General features: G+C 59.8%; 18 protein-coding genes and 1 pseudogene. 16 read left to right on the top strand and 3 right to left on the bottom strand.

Annotation, left to right across the window (positions count from 1 at the left end):
• Positions 1-24 precede the first annotated feature (24 nt).
• The 7 genes and pseudogenes from NKJ93_RS33585 to NKJ93_RS11450 all read left to right on the top strand — a co-directional run.
• A pseudogene (locus NKJ93_RS33585) lies at positions 25-684 on the top strand (sensor histidine kinase); the annotation flags it as partial.
• Entirely contained in the window at positions 681-1322 is a 642-nt protein-coding gene (locus NKJ93_RS11425) for a response regulator transcription factor (protein ID WP_023716982.1), read from the top strand. The pseudogene NKJ93_RS33585 and the gene NKJ93_RS11425, both read left to right, overlap by 4 nt.
• Before the next feature lie 2 nt (positions 1323-1324).
• Entirely contained in the window at positions 1325-1714 is a 390-nt protein-coding gene (locus tag NKJ93_RS11430; protein WP_352483835.1) for a response regulator, read from the top strand.
• A complete protein-coding gene (locus NKJ93_RS11435) occupies positions 1704-2387 on the top strand; it encodes a response regulator transcription factor (RefSeq protein ID WP_352483882.1) in 684 nt (227 codons plus the stop codon). Before NKJ93_RS11430 ends, NKJ93_RS11435 begins: the two co-directional genes overlap by 11 nt.
• 569 nt (positions 2388-2956) lie before the next feature.
• Positions 2957-3937 (top strand): alpha/beta fold hydrolase, encoded by a 981-nt coding sequence (locus tag NKJ93_RS11440; protein ID WP_502896349.1) that lies wholly within the window; start codon positions 2957-2959, stop codon positions 3935-3937.
• A gap of 49 nt (positions 3938-3986) precedes the next feature.
• Positions 3987-4349 carry a hypothetical protein gene (locus tag NKJ93_RS11445; RefSeq protein ID WP_352483837.1) on the top strand — a complete coding sequence of 121 codons (363 nt, stop codon included), beginning with the start codon at positions 3987-3989 and terminating at the stop codon, positions 4347-4349.
• 113 nt (positions 4350-4462) lie between these two features.
• Positions 4463-5212 (top strand): glucose 1-dehydrogenase, encoded by a 750-nt coding sequence (locus NKJ93_RS11450; RefSeq protein ID WP_352589056.1) that lies wholly within the window; start codon positions 4463-4465, stop codon positions 5210-5212.
• Positions 5213-5470: 258 nt separating this feature from the next.
• On the opposite strand, the gene NKJ93_RS11455 is transcribed toward NKJ93_RS11450, so the two are convergent.
• A complete protein-coding gene (locus NKJ93_RS11455; protein ID WP_352483839.1) occupies positions 5471-5698 on the bottom strand; it encodes a DUF680 domain-containing protein in 228 nt (75 codons plus the stop codon).
• Positions 5699-6168: 470 nt separating this feature from the next.
• Here NKJ93_RS11455 and NKJ93_RS11460 point away from each other — a divergent pair, with 470 nt between their 5' ends.
• The 9 genes from NKJ93_RS11460 (at position 6169) to NKJ93_RS11500 (ending at position 11971) form a co-directional block, all read left to right on the top strand.
• Positions 6169-6960 carry an alpha/beta fold hydrolase gene (locus tag NKJ93_RS11460; protein ID WP_023716991.1) on the top strand — a complete coding sequence of 264 codons (792 nt, stop codon included), beginning with the start codon at positions 6169-6171 and terminating at the stop codon, positions 6958-6960.
• A gap of 66 nt (positions 6961-7026) precedes the next feature.
• A complete protein-coding gene (locus tag NKJ93_RS11465; protein WP_352483840.1) occupies positions 7027-7785 on the top strand; it encodes an SDR family oxidoreductase in 759 nt (252 codons plus the stop codon).
• Positions 7786-7830: 45 nt separating this feature from the next.
• Positions 7831-8232, top strand: a complete 402-nt coding sequence (locus NKJ93_RS11470) for a cupin domain-containing protein (RefSeq protein WP_352483841.1) — start codon at positions 7831-7833, stop codon at positions 8230-8232.
• A 51-nt stretch (positions 8233-8283) separates the two neighbouring features.
• Positions 8284-8931 (top strand): HD domain-containing protein, encoded by a 648-nt coding sequence (locus tag NKJ93_RS11475; protein ID WP_352589059.1) that lies wholly within the window; start codon positions 8284-8286, stop codon positions 8929-8931.
• A 270-nt stretch (positions 8932-9201) separates the two neighbouring features.
• Positions 9202-9723, top strand: coding sequence for a carboxymuconolactone decarboxylase family protein (locus NKJ93_RS11480; RefSeq protein WP_352483843.1), 522 nt, complete (start codon positions 9202-9204; stop codon positions 9721-9723).
• A gap of 138 nt (positions 9724-9861) precedes the next feature.
• On the top strand, positions 9862-10299 hold the full coding sequence (locus NKJ93_RS11485) for a CBS domain-containing protein (RefSeq protein WP_352483844.1): 438 nt from the start codon (positions 9862-9864) through the stop codon (positions 10297-10299).
• A 128-nt stretch (positions 10300-10427) separates the two neighbouring features.
• The gene (locus NKJ93_RS11490) at positions 10428-11162 is read left to right on the top strand and encodes a sensor histidine kinase (RefSeq protein ID WP_023716997.1); all 735 of its coding nucleotides are present in this window, start codon (positions 10428-10430) and stop codon (positions 11160-11162) included.
• A 54-nt stretch (positions 11163-11216) separates the two neighbouring features.
• Positions 11217-11498 (top strand): GNAT family N-acetyltransferase, encoded by a 282-nt coding sequence (locus NKJ93_RS11495; protein ID WP_352483845.1) that lies wholly within the window; start codon positions 11217-11219, stop codon positions 11496-11498.
• Between the two features lie 41 nt (positions 11499-11539).
• On the top strand, positions 11540-11971 hold the full coding sequence (locus NKJ93_RS11500; protein ID WP_023716999.1) for a DUF1810 domain-containing protein: 432 nt from the start codon (positions 11540-11542) through the stop codon (positions 11969-11971).
• 66 nt (positions 11972-12037) lie between these two features.
• On the opposite strand, the gene NKJ93_RS11505 is transcribed toward NKJ93_RS11500, so the two are convergent.
• A complete protein-coding gene (locus NKJ93_RS11505) occupies positions 12038-12949 on the bottom strand; it encodes a pirin family protein (RefSeq protein WP_023717000.1) in 912 nt (303 codons plus the stop codon).
• A 26-nt stretch (positions 12950-12975) separates the two neighbouring features.
• A complete protein-coding gene (locus NKJ93_RS11510) occupies positions 12976-14493 on the bottom strand; it encodes a mechanosensitive ion channel family protein (RefSeq protein WP_023717001.1) in 1518 nt (505 codons plus the stop codon).
• Between the last annotated feature and the right edge of the window lie 12 nt (positions 14494-14505).

The following is a 14505-nucleotide window of genomic DNA, read 5'->3' on the forward strand; positions in this document are numbered from 1 at the left end:
CAGGCTGCAAGTCTCGCCGAGCTTTCGGCTTCGATCGCCCACGAGGTGAATCAGCCGCTGGCTGCGATCGTCGCCAACTCCCATGCATGCCACCGTTGGCTGTCCGCAGCACCGCCGAACGTCGAACGCGCGAAGATTACGGCCGAGCGCATTATCCGGGACGCCAACTCGGCGGCGGACGTCGTCGGCCGCATTCGCGCGCTGTTCAAGCAATCCACCGAGACGAGAACCAATGCGACGCTCAGCAGTGTCATCGCAGAGGCACGCGACCTCGTGACCGAGGAAGCGATGCGGCGGGGCGTTCGCATCAGCGTTGATATCGGAAGCGACATTCCGCTAGTCGCGTTCGATCGCGTCCAAATCCAGCAGGTTCTGGTCAATCTCATCCGCAACGGCATGGAGGCGATGGACTCTGGTGCGGACGACGGAGTTATCAAAATCCGCGTGCGCCATATCGGGGATGTTGTCCAGACCGAAGTCAGCGATCACGGCCGGGGCGTCGAGTTTCCCGACCGGATATTCGAACCGTTCTTTACCACGAAAGAGCAAGGGATGGGCATGGGACTGGCGATCTGCCGTTCGATCATCGAGTCGCACAGCGGGCGTTTATGGGTCGAGAAGAACGAACCACGTGGAGCGACGTTTATCTTCACGTTGCCGATTGAAGCGAAAGCGGCGTCATGACGACGGACGGCCAAATTGTCTTCATCGTAGATGACGATGAACGCATCCGGGAGGCGCTCAGTGAGCTGCTGGCTGCGCACGGCATGCGTGCCGTAGCGTTCGGATCGGCGGGCGATTATATCCGCGCTGACAAGCCGGACGTCCCTGCCTGCCTCATCCTCGATATCGAGTTGCCGGATATCAACGGCCTCGATCTGCAGCGGCAGATTGCCGAGGGCGATCATCCGCCGATCGTTTTCCTGACAGGACATGGCGATATCCCGTCCTCCGTGCGTGCGATCAAGCACGGCGCCGTGGATTTCCTGACTAAGCCCTTCAGCGATGCAGACCTCATGGCCGCAATCCATGCAGCGATTGCCCAGGATCGGGCACAGCGATCGGAGCGCGCCGAGCTGGGCGTGTTGAAGCAACGTTATCTCGAACTGACGCCGCGCGAACGTGAGGTGCTGCCGCTGGTGGTCAGCGGCCTGCTCAACAAGCAGGCGGCCGCTGAGCTGGGGATCAGCGAAGTTACGCTGGAAATTCATAGAAGGAACGTCATGCAGAAGATGGTCGCGGCGTCGCTCGCCGACCTCGTGCGCATCGCCGAGCGATTGGGAATACCGATCACGCACTCGCGCCGGGCAGGGGGGAGCTGAGGGTGAGCAAGCGGAGGCCTGTCGTGGCGATCGTCGACGATGACCCAAGACTGCTCGAGTCGCTGGAGGACCTCTTGGAGTCCGCCGGCTATGTGGCCCGCAGCTTCTCGTCGGCGAGGTCGTTGCTGGTCAGCGGCCTGTCTGGATTGGACATGCTTATCACCGACATCGGGATGCCCGGCATGGACGGCTTTGAACTTCGCGACTTGGTCAAGAAGGCGCGTCCGGATCTGCCCGTGTTCCTGATCACCGGCCGCCACGAGATAGTGGATCAGCACCGCGCCAAGGGCATTGGCAGGCTTTTCCGCAAGCCGTTCGATGGCCAGGCACTGCTTGCGGCGATCGGCGACGCCTTACGCAACCCAGAAACGGAGGCTAAACATGAGAGTTGACCAATTGCCCTTACGGAGATCGACGCCGTCATCACAGCAGCGGAGGGCTGAAGCCGAGCAGCCGCTGGTCATTATTGTCGATGATGATGCCTCTGTTCGGGAGGCGCTGTCTGAATTGATCCTGTCGGCGGGTTTTCTGCCGGTGTGCTTTACCTCGACCCGTGAATTGCTTGACGCCGACGTGTTGGAGAGCCCCGGCTGTTTGATCCTCGACGTGCGCATGCCAGGGACGAGCGGTCTCGATCTGCAGCACCATCTTGCGAAAAACGGCAACCCCAAACCAATCATCTTCCTGACCGGGCATGGCGACATCCCGATGACTGTCCAGGCGATGAAGGCCGGCGCCGTGGACTTTCTGACGAAACCGGTGCGGGATCAGACGCTGCTTGACGCCGTGATCGCGGGCATTGCGGTGGACGCCAAACGGCGGGCGGATGCCGTGATCGTCAAGCGCAACATCGAGCGCGTCGAGACGCTGACGCCGCGCGAGCGCGAGGTCCTGCGTGAAGTGGCGCGCGGGCGCCTCAACAAGCAGGTCGCCTTCGACCTCGGCATCAGTGAAGTGACCGTCAAGCTTCACCGCGGCAATGTCATGCGCAAGATGGAAGCCGCTTCCATCGGTGAACTGATCCGGGCGTGGGAAACGCTGCCCGCGCCGATGCGCGAGGTCTAGAATTGGCACAAGCCGATCCATGCCCCATCCAATAGGATTGCCCAGCGCGCCCGGCCATTTCAGGCTGTGGGAAATTTGCTTCTTCAGCGCGCGAAGGCCTTCCTGCCCGTCGGCACGCTCCTGCTGCTGCGGGTGGTCCTGATGTACATCGGTGGTCCTATTGGGTGTTTTGCGGCCAGGCCCGCGCCAACATCGCTACCTCTGAGCGGCGCTCTTTTGCGGCGCCGGTCTGACCGACAAACTCGCAACATTTCATGCACAGCAACTGACGCCGGCCATGCCGCGTCGGTCCCGCGCCGCTACCCAAGCCTAAATTGACGTATGTCTATAAGAGCTTGCCTCGGCCCGTCCCCAATCCTCGGCGTGCCTGCCCTGCACCTTGGCATCGTATGACAGATGCTTCCGTAGAATAGGTTCGCGGCCCGGATCGGTGCATCCTGTTCCTCGCAAGCCATCACGACCGTCGCGTTTCTACCGCTCCTCGCTCGTTCCTCCCCGACCGCGACCGCACGGGCCGATTCGACGGTCGTGATGGTGAGCAGGATGTTCAAAGCACATGGATGGACATGATGAACAACGACGGACTTTTCTCCGTCGGCGGATCTCGCCGCGATGTCTTGTTGGCCGGCCTGATCGCCACCGTTGCCGCCGGACTGCCCCGCGCTGCTTCGGCCGCGAGCCGAAAACAAAACCTTCCCTCTTCCCCCTCAACCAAAGGAACCAAGACGATGAGCACCATCACGACCAAGGACGGCACCGAAATCTACTACAAGGACTGGGGTAAGGGTCCTGTCGTCACATTTTCGCACGGATGGCCGCTGAATTCCGACGCCTGGGACAGCCAGATGCTCTTTCTTGCCCATAACGGCTTCCGCGTGGTTGCGCATGACCGGCGCGGCCATGGGCGATCGAGCCAGGCCACGTCCGGCAACGACATGAATGGCTATGCGGACGATCTTGCAGCCGTGATCGAGGCGCTGGATCTCCGGGACGCCACGCTGGTCGGACATTCCACCGGAGGAGGCGAGGTTGCTCGCTATATCGGACGGCACGGGACGAAGCGGGTGGCCAAGGCTGTTCTTATCGCCGCTGTTCCGCCGATCATGGTGAAGACGCCGGCCAATCCGGAAGGCCTGCCGATCGAGGTATTCGACGGCATAAGGGCTGGCCTCGTCAAGGATCGTTCGCAGTACTACCGGGACCTCGCACCGTTGTTTTACGGCGCGAACAGGCCAGGCGCCAAGGTTTCCCAGGGGATTCTGGATCAGTTCTGGCTCTGGAGCATGCAGGCGGGTCTCGTGAACGCGTACGAAAGCGTCAAGGCGTTCTCCGAGACCGACTTCACCGAGGATCTCAAGAAGTTCGATGTGCCAACCTTGGTCCTGCATGGCAAGGACGACCAGATCGTCCCCGTCAAGGACTCGGCAGTCAAGTCGGCCCGACTGATCAAAGGCGCAAAGGATATCTATTACCCCGGCGCACCCCACGGGATTACGGCCACGCACCAGGATCAGGTCAATGCTGACCTGCTCGCCTTCATCAAAGGATAGCAAGCCTCAGTCACGACCGCATGTTTTCCGCAATTCCTTGGAGCCGCCGATGACCACCTTTGGCAATATTTCGCGCGCCCTGAACCGCATTTCGGGTGGCGCGCCAGGTCAAACCTTGTGCGCTCGCATAGCCGAGCGGTGGCCTGAATGCTGGTTCTGCCGGCTCATGTCCCGGATTGTGGAACCGAACCACTGCGCCATCGAGCTGGAGCGCTGGCAAAGGCGCGAAACATGTGCTGCGACACGGCTGCCATTCGGGCAACCGCGCCTGTGCAGCGCGGAGGCGATCGCCGGTGTTCGACACTACGTCGCGCTGTCGGGGGTCGCCGCCGCGCGCTTGTTCTGCCTTGAAGGCCACTGCGCTCTCCAAGACGTCAAACTGGCTAAGCGCCGCGAGTTTATCAATCGGTAGCCGTTTGCGATTGCCGCTCATTTTGGCGGTCTCAATTCGGCGTGAAATTTTCTTGGCCAGCGGTTGCGACTATCGCAGCAGCACCGGCACAATTTTTCGAAGGCAGGAACGACATGGGCGCACTCTCAGGCAAGATCGCGGTGGTCACCGGCGGAAACAGCGGGATCGGACTATCGGCTGCAAAAATCTTTGCCGCCGAGGGCGCGCAAGTCGTCATTACCGGCCGCCGGCGGCAGGCGGTCGAGGAAGCGGTCGCGCAGATCGGGGCAGGCGCGCTGGGCATTCAGGGAAATGTGGCCGACGTGGCGCACCATGATGAGGTGGCGCAGCAGATCCTCCAGAGGTTCGGGGCGCTCGACATCTATATGGCGAACGCCGGCGTAAACACCATCACCCACTCGGCCGACGTCTCCGAGGCAGAATATGATGCGCAATTTGCCGTCAACACGCGAGGCGTCTTCTTCGGCGTCCAGAAGCTGATTCCGATCATGCGGAACGGCGGCGCAATCATCCTCACAGGCTCGCTGGCCAGCGAGAAGGTTCTGGACGGTCATGCTGTTTACGCGGGCTCCAAGGCGGCCATAAATGCCTTTGCGCGCGCTTGGGCGATCGAACTGAAGTCTCGCGGTATCCGGGTCAACGTGCTTAGCCCAGGTCCGGTGGATACGGCTATTCTCGATAAGCTAGGCATACCGTTTGAGCAGCGCGGGCTGTTTGAAAAGGCGATGGCTGAGGCAATACCCTTGGGCCGGATGGGGCAGCCGGAAGAGCTGGCAAAAGCCGCCCTGTTCCTTGCCTCGGACGCGAGCAGTTTCGTCACGGGCATCAATCTGCGGGTCGACGGCGGGATGGCAGTGCTCTGAGCCACGACTGCGAAGTCGTCGCGCCAATAGACGGCCGAATAATGCCTGAGCAATCGGTCTTCCTCACGACGATTTTCCGGGAAGCTGCCGCACGAATCCCTCCAAATAGGTCGGAGGCGAGACGTTTCGCCGACGTGGTGCAAATTGTAAGCGGCAAGTCGCATTGCAGGGATCGACGCGCAAGAGAGAAGTCGGCTCGCCGATAGGGCTGAAGGACCGAGGTCTCGCCCCGGTCCTTCAATTTTCTGTAGGTCGGGATCAGTGACCCCAGATGCCCTGGCCATATTCATCGTTGGGAACAGTCGGCTTGCGTACGGTTTTCGGCACCCCGGTATCGCTGTTCATTTTTCTGATCGAGGATGTATACATGTTGTCAGACGCAGTCGCAGGCTGCTGGGCTCCGTTTGATCCATAGTGGTCGCTTCCGGCAATGGCGCTTCCTGCTGTAATAACAAGCGCGACGGCAGCAAGGACTGTCATTTTCATTTCAGTAACTCCATTAATAGCTTGGATGGTATTCACCCATACAAATATAAATGTCGTGACCCAGCGACACGATCAGACGGTCCGGCGGTTTGACCCATACCAAGGCATTGGGCGATGCGGGCCGAAGGCCAGGAACTATGTCGTTGACGAGAGGAGGCTTTGCCGCCGTGTTCGATCCGGCCGGCTCACCAGCGCTCAACGGATCGACCGCGCCAGGTTCTCGCCACGGCGGCAGCGGCGTCTTGCAAACACTCTCCGGCCGCGCGCGCCCTCAGTGTCTGCTCAGACGGCTGCCGACAGTGCACACTCGGCATAGATACCTCAATCATGCTGCAAGGCACCTGATCTCCCTGGTGACCTACCCTGCACCTTGGCATTGTATGACAGACCCTTCCGCACAATAGGTTGGCGGGCCGCATCGGCGCATTCTCCTGAGCATTGGTCACCACAGGCCACACGGGAGAAAGCAAATGCGAAACATAACTCGAGTCCTGGCGCTCACTGCGGCGCTTGCCGCGTCGGGCGGCGGGATGGCGCAGGCCGCGAATTCTCAGCCCAAGCCGACGATCGTACTGGTGCACGGCGCCTTCGCGGAATCGTCGAGTTGGGACGCAGTCATCACGAAACTCAGCAAAGACGGTTATGTAGCGATAGCCGCAGCCAATCCGCTCCGCAGCGTTGCCAGCGATGCGAAAGCAGTCTCAGCCATCGTCCGGTCGGTTTCCGGGCCGGTCGTGCTGGTGGGGCATTCCTACGGCGGGCCTGTCATCACCGAGGCCGCCAATGGCAATCCCAATGTGAAGGCCTTGGTCTACGTGGCGGGATTCGCGCCGGATACCGGCGAATCGAGCCTTACATTGTCCAGCATGTTTCCCGGCAGCACCTTGGGTAGCGCGCTTGCTCCAGTCGCGTTGCCGGACGGCGGACAAGACCTCTTCATCCAGCCGGCCAAGTTCCGCGCCCAGTTCGCCGCCGACGTTCCGGAAGAGCAGACCTTGCTGATGGCTGCCACTCAACGCCCTGTTGCGCAGGCAGCTCTGGCTGAAGCCTCGGGCGTCGCCTCATGGAAGACGCTGCCGTCCTACATGATCTACGGCTCAGATGACCGGAACATCCCGGCAGCCGTCATGAGTTTCATGGCCAAGCGTGCGCACGCGGTAAAGACCGTCGTCATCGAGGGCGCGTCCCACGCGCTCATGGTCTCGCATCCCGACGAGGTCACGTCACTCATCGAGGATGCTGCTGCATCGGTCAGTCAGTAGCAGGCCGGAAACGCCCAGCATCCGATCGAGCAACGAAAATAGACACGCAACACCAGGAGACTAGACATGAAGATCGTCGTCATAGGCGGAACCGGGCTGATCGGTTCAAAGACCGTGGAGAGACTGCGAAACAAAGGACACGACGTGCTTGCGGCGTCGCCGAATTCGGGCGTCAACACCGTTACGGGAGAGGGTCTGGCCGCCGCGCTTTCCGGTGCGCAGGTCGTCGTCGACCTCGCGAACTCGCCGTCGTTCGAGGAAAAGGCTGCCCTGGAGTTCTTCGAGGCATCCGGGCGTAATCTTTTTGCCGCCGAAACGGCTGCCGGTGTCCGTCATCACGTGGCGCTGTCGGTCGTCGGTACCGACCGGCTGCAGGGCATGGGCTATTTCCGCGGCAAGTTGCTTCAGGAAAAGCTGATCAGGGAGTCCGGAATTCCCTACACGATCGTTCACGCCACGCAGTTCTTCGAATTCACCGCCGCCATCGCAAACACGGGCGCTGTCGGAGATACCATTCATATGTCACCGGCCTACTTCCAACCCATGGCGGCTGATAATGTTGCCGATGCGATGGCGGACGTCGCGCTTGCCGCGCCGTTGAACGGCATGATCGAAATTGCCGGCCCGGAGCGCGTTCGCATGAGCGAACTTGTCGAGCGCTTCCTGAAGGCCACCAACGACCCGCGCAAAGTCGTCCCGGATCCCGGCGCGCTCTACTACGGCCAGGTGGCAATCGACGATCGAACGCTGGTGCCCGGCGAGAACGCGCGCATCGGCGCCGTGCGTTTCGATGATTGGCTCAGCCGATACACACCACCGAAATAAGTAATCATCGGATAGTCCACCATTCGCACAACAAGGAGACCAGACATGATCAAAACACTTCTCTGCGCCGCGCTCACCGCCGCTTCCGTCACCGCAGCAATGGCCAATGACGCCGCCAGTGTGAAGCTTGTCTACGACCAGGCCCTTCCAAACGTGCCCGGCAAGAGCATGAAAGCCGTGCTCGTCGAGTACGCGCCGGGGGGTACGTCGCCGGCCCATACCCATCCCAAATCCGCGTTCATCTATGCCACGGTCCTGGAGGGAGCGATCCGAAGCCAGGTCAACGATGGGCCGGTGAAGACTTATAGCGCCGGCGAGAGTTTCTCGGAATTCCCGGGCGACCGTCATGCCGTCAGCGAAAACGCCAGCAAGACGGAAGGCGCTCGTCTGCTTGCTATTTTCGTCGTCGACACCAGCGAGACGGAACTGACGACGAACGCGAAATGAAATCGTGGCCCTCCGGACCATCGGGGCATATGCGAAGGGACGGTCAGTGACATGAATTCGATCGCCAGCCGCACACTTGCGGGGATTTCGGTCCCCGATACACCGCTTGTCGGCCGAGCGATCGAACATGCTCGCGAGCGATGTGAACCTTACTTGTTCAACCACGTGGTCCGATCCTGGCTTTTCGCGGCCCGGATCGGACAGATTCAGAATATCCAGCACGACGCGGAGGTTGTTGCCGTTGCAACTCTGTTGCATGACGTCACGCTCAATGAGGACTTCGCCGGGCCGCGCCGTTTCGAAGTGGAAGGCGCCGATCTCGCCCGCACCTTCGTTCGGGAAGGCGGCTTCGACGAGCGGCGCGCCCAATTGATCTGGGACAGCATCGCCCTCAACTCGACGCCGTCGATCGGCCTCTACAAGGAGGCTGAGGTGGCGCTTTGCACAGCCGGCATCTGCCTCGATGTCGTCGGCTTGCAATACAGCCTCGTTTCGTCAGCCGAGATTGCAAAGATCATCGGTGAGTTTCCACGCCTCCAAATGAAGCGACGGATGGCCCGATGCTTTTGCCATATCGCCGAGGTCAGGCCGGAAACCACCTACGACAACTTTGCCCGGGACTTCGGCGAGCGCTTTGTTTCCGGCTACAAGGCGACTTCGGCAGTTGATCTTGTGATGAACGCTCCCTTCGAAGAGTGAGCGCAGTTTCGATCCAGGTTCTATCGACACCGGTCGGTTCAGCCTCGCCCTTCAAGTGACCCAAACGCCGCGCACCTGTCGCATGCCTGCGGCAAAGCGAATTGCCGAGGGCAGCGTTCAGGGTGCCAATTTCCACCGCTTCCTATACTTCGGTTTAGGCGCCCCAAACCGATCGAATGGCAATACATATCATCGGCACGATAGCAACAGTTTGGCTCACCGGTCATCCTTACGCTGCAATGGATTGCAAACACCTCAAGGAGATAAGTAATGAATATTGCAGCGTCACCGGTCGCTCCGAAAGGAAAAGCCGTCGCCCAACGCGCGAGTTATGCGGAGCAGTCGCCGGAACTTCTGAAGAAATTTATTGAATTTCTTGGTGCGACGCGAGAGGGGTCGATCGAAGAACCGATCCGCGACCTTGTTGCCGTCCGAGCCGCGCAACTGAACGGGTGCACCTTCTGCCTTGATATGCACGTCAAACAGGCGAAGATTCATGGCGAGCGCGAACTGCGCCTTTACCACCTGGCAGCCTGGCGGGATTCGACCCTGTTCGTTCCTCGCGAGCGTGCAGCCTTGGCATGGACGGAAGTCTTGACCAAGCTGCCCGAGCAGGGTGTCCCGGACGAGGTCTACGATCGGGTCAGGTCGCAGCTTTCCGAGAAGGAAATCTCCGATCTGACCTTCGTCGTCATGGCGGTCAATTCTTGGAACCGTCTGAACATCGGCTTCAAACCGGTCCCGGGCTCGGGGGATGCGAAGTTTGGCCTGAGCAAAGCAGCGCTAAGCTAATCTTTGGAATGGGTCAGAATGGCGCTTGTTTTCGCGCCATTCTGACCGGCCAGGCAAAGGCGCCGACCTCGGCGACCAAACCCTGGAACCGATCCCAGCCTCCCGGCCGCGGCCGCGAGGCGCTCTCAGGAGGGCGTCATGCGCATTGACAGTCTGCATCCAGTAATATCGGCCCGTCTCATGGTGATCGACGTCGACGCTCCACTCCGCAGTGCAGCACTCTCACTTTCCAGGCCCGCAATAGGCCTGGTCGTGGTGTGCCACGGCAGTGGGGAGGCGGCAGGCGTGCTGAGCAAGTCCGACCTTGTCCGCCATCTAGCGAATTCAGGGCCAACAGAAGCGCCGATTGCGGCATTGATGAGCCGGTCCATCGTGTCTTGTGGTCCCGATGATGATCTTCATTCAGTCTGGCAGACCATGGCCGCGCAAGGCCTGCAGAATGTGCCGGTGCTCGGGGCTGACTCGAAACCGCTAGGCGTCCTCGATATCCGTGATGCGATGAAGGCGCTCTTCAAACAAGAGGAACTGCAGGAACGGCTGCTTGCCAACTACATCAGCGGGATCGGCTATCAATAGATCATGGTCTCGCGTTTGGATATACAGAAGTATGTATCGGAGTCTTCTTAGACATAATGGATAATAAATACCATAAATTATAGTGTATTGAAGCAAATAGGTGTCGGCTGAGCCAACGGGGTAATGAAATGTTTCGTCCGGACATAAAAGAAGATGTCTTCGACAGCCCATCCGATGGTCCTGGAAGTGGTATGTCCGTGCAAATGTCGACGGCCGGCATCGTCCATGACCTGGGCAATCTCATTCAGGTCGCCTCGTCGGCGTTGAACCACCTGGCCCGCGATCCGAGCATCCAAGCGGCTCCGGCGCTTGGGCCTGTAGTTGCCGGCGCCAAAACGGCTTTGGAACGGGCTGGTGGCCTTGTCCGGCAAACCATCAGCCTGGCCCGAGAGAGCCCCGCGGAAATCGAATACACAAACGTAGGTGCTTGCCTGGCTGAGATCGAAACCCTCGTGCGGAGCGCCTTGGATGCCAATTTCGGTCTTGAGCTTCGGGTTGGATCGGACCTGCCTTTGGTGAGATGCGATCGCCTTGGATTGCAAAATGCGGTTCTGAATCTTCTGTTCAACGCGCGCGATGCAATGCCTGACGGCGGCTTCATCTCGATCGATGCCGGCTTGGCCTCTGAAAGCTCTACCGCCGGTCAGGTAGATATCCGTGTCGCGGACAGCGGTATCGGGATGACCAGCGAGACGATGGTCTGCGCCTTCGATCCGTTCTTCACCACCAAAAGCGAAGGCCTCGGCGGCGTCGGTTTGCCGATGGTGAAGCGCTTTGCCGAGCAGTCAGGCGGAAGCATCGATATTCAGAGCACACTTGGGGCAGGCACGACCGTCACTCTGCGGTTGCCTGCGGTGCGATAGCGGCCGGCCAATCTCCCTCCGGTGACAAACGTGACATACAATCGAGAGATAAAGATGGATGCACAAGTCGTTGAAAACGTCGAACAGGACCGTTTCGAGCTGCCGATCGCCGGCGATATGTTTGCGGCGGCCTACTATCGGCTCGAGGGCGGGAAGGTCGCGCTGATACACACCGAAGTCCCGTCGGAATTTTCCGGACAAGGGATCGCGTCGCGATTGGCGCAGGGCACCTTCGAGCTGCTCCGCAAAACCGGCCGTAAAGCGATCTTGAAATGTCCCTTCATGAGCCGCTTTTTCGCCAAGCACCCGGACTATGCAGATGTCGTCGACGGCTAGTCAGGGCACGAATGTTGAGGGTTTCCCAGGGATCTATCCTAATGCACGACGAGTATGATTTGCAGAGGTTCGTCAGCGCACAGGATCCGGTCTACGACGACGCGCTGGCTATTCTCCGTCAAGGAATGATGTGCACTCCCTATATGGAGTTCATCTTCCCAAGGTTGGCCACCAGGCGAAGCGGTACTGCGCCTGAGCCATATTCAATCACATCGCTCGACGAAGCCAGCGCTTATCTCTCATTTCCGATCCTAGGAGGCCGTTATCGGGAATGTGTTGGCACACTGCAGCGGCTCTCCGGCCTAAGCGCTCGCGCTGTCTTCGGTGAGGTTGATGCGAAGAAGTTGCACGCGTCCCTCACGCTGTTTTCCGAAGCAAGCAACGACGAGTTCCTGCTCGAGACAATCTTCGACGTCTGGTTCGACGGTTTGCTCGACGAGGAAACGATGAACGATCTCTACTTGATATCGTAGTGGTCTGCCTACGCCACCGGCGTAAAGCTGTCGCGGCGCTGAGGTCACCATCCGCTGCCTTATCCCTCACACGCTGCGATCTGGCAGAGGCATGAACTCGTGGTCTCCCGGCACGCCGGAGAAGCGGCGTTCGCGCCAATCCGCCTTTGCCTGCTCGATCCGTTCGGCTGAAGAGGAGACGAAGTTCCAATAGATATGACGTGGCTCGGAAAAGGGCTCGCCTCCTATCAGCATCAGCCTCGCCGCATGGAAGGCAGGCGCCTGGAGCACAATCTCAGCGCCGGGCGCCAGAGCTATCAATTCGGCCTCATGAAACGTCCCGAACTGGCCGACAATTCCAACCTCACCGGCGACGATGTAGATTGCACGCTCACGGTGTTCGGGTTTCACCTGGTATCGCGCACCGCTCGTGAGCACAATTTCGGCATAGACCATGTCGGAGAACGTCCTTACCGGCGAGACCAACCCGTCAGACGCGCCGGCGATCAACGTAAGCTCGACGCCGTCGGCACAGATCCTGGGTATTTCGGGAGCGCCAAAATGTGCGACGTCGGCGGCAATTTCTTCATAGCGGGAGGGGAGGGCGATCCAAGCCTGAGCGCCGAAGAGATTGCTTCCCGACGCCCGGACTTCCGGTGGCGTGCGCTCGGAATGGACGATGCCCGACCCGGCCGTCATCCAGTTGACCTCGCCAGGACGGATGGTCTGCACTTTACCGAAATTGTCGCGGTGGACGATCTCGCCGTCGATCAGGTAGGTCACGGCCGCAACGCCGATATGCGGATGCGGTCCCATATCGAAACCGTGACCTGCGTCGAATATAGCGGGGCCGAAATGGTCGAACAGGATGAAGGGCCCGATCATCAGGCGATTCGAGGAGGGCAATACGCGCCTTATCTTCAGTCCGTCGGCAAAATCACGGATAGCCGGCTGGATGATTGTATCGATGCCTGTGATATCGCTTTGGCGGATGGTCATGGATCTCTGTCCTTCTGCATGCCTTGTCAGCCAGGTGCTCGAACGCGCTTGAACGGAGCGGCGCGAAAGACTGTCTGAATGGCTTTGAGGAGCGCGAATTTGGAGCTCGCGTGGTTCTGTCCGGCGATGCCGCTTTCATTAAGAGCCGACACCCTCTTCGACAGGATCGCCGCAAGATCTTCAGCCATTTCGGGCCTTTCGTGCAGCAGCGGCGCAAAGCTTTCCTGGTCTATCTCGTAAACCTCGACGGGGGTCATTGCCCGCAAACTCGACATCTCGCCAATGCCGGCGAGCAAGCCGGTCTCGCCGAAGAAATCGCCGGGTGCAAGCCGGCCGATCTCCTGCAGGTGAGCATCGTCCTCGCCAATTTGCCGGACGATAACTCCCGTCCGTACGATCATGAGCGACGGCAGCATCTCTCCCCGTCGTGCGATGATCTCGCCCTTATGGTAGGTGCGAACCGAGGCCGCTGCGGCGAGCGACTCCTGCTCGGTATCCGTTAGCGCCGAGAATACCGGTATGGACCTGATGAGTTCGATCGGGGTGAAGCTTTGGGAGGCTGCCTTCTCGTCGCTCAGCCGGTTGGTCATGGCAATCGAAGCCGAAAGTGGCTCCGCCAGCAGCATGCCGGTCGACTTTGAATGGCGATAAATGAGATCGAAGATTTCGTTCCGAGCGGCACTTCGCTGGTCAAGATTTGCGACGCGAAAAAACAACTCGATCTCGATAGCTGCCGCATCCAGGCTTCTGATTGTGACCAAAGGCGAAGGGTCCTGGAGGATTGAATTGCAGCTCAGCAAGACGGTGCGCATGAGGTCTACGATGATCGCCGGCGTCTTCGTTGGCGCCATCTTGACGGTTACGGCAAGTCCATGGCTCTCGTCCGGACCGCTTAGATTTGTTACCCCGATCTTGGCGAGAAGGCTGTTCGGAAGCGCGACGACATTGTGGGTCGGGGTCAGGAGTTGGGTCGACCGCCAGTTGGTCTCGACAACGCGGCCTTCGGTTCCGTCGCTCAGAATGATCCAGTTTCCAAGTACGTAAGGGCGGCCGAGGTTAAGCGCGATCCCCGAAAATACGTCACCGAGCGTATTCTGGAGCGCCAGTCCCAGGATGACGGCAAACACGCCGGACGTGGCAATGAGCGTTCCGACCGGCACCGCAAAGACGAACGCCAGGATCGACAGGAACATTCCAGCATAGACGATACCGACCACGACGTCCTGCAGGAGACGTGCCTCGCGCGGCTTTCGCTCAAAAACGAGATAGATACGGACAAATCCGATTAGCGCCCAGGCAAGGTGAACCCACCAGAGCAGCTTGACCGAGCCCATGAGGATCGCTCCTCCGGTTGTCTCGTTGTCCCCTGCGGCCTCGTATGGCACGACGCGCAGGTCGAGAACCATGGCCGACATCGCGAGGAAAAAGCTGAGTTGGACGACCAGCTTCGCATTGGCGAAGCGTCTGGGGATGAGGGTCCAAACGACGATCCCGGCGAGGCCGAGCAACACGATGTAGACCAGAGGAGAGTTCCACCAGTTCATGAACGATCACCG

The sequence above is a fragment of the Mesorhizobium sp. M0028 genome (assembly GCF_040323855.1).
GTDB lineage: Bacteria > Pseudomonadota > Alphaproteobacteria > Rhizobiales > Rhizobiaceae > Mesorhizobium.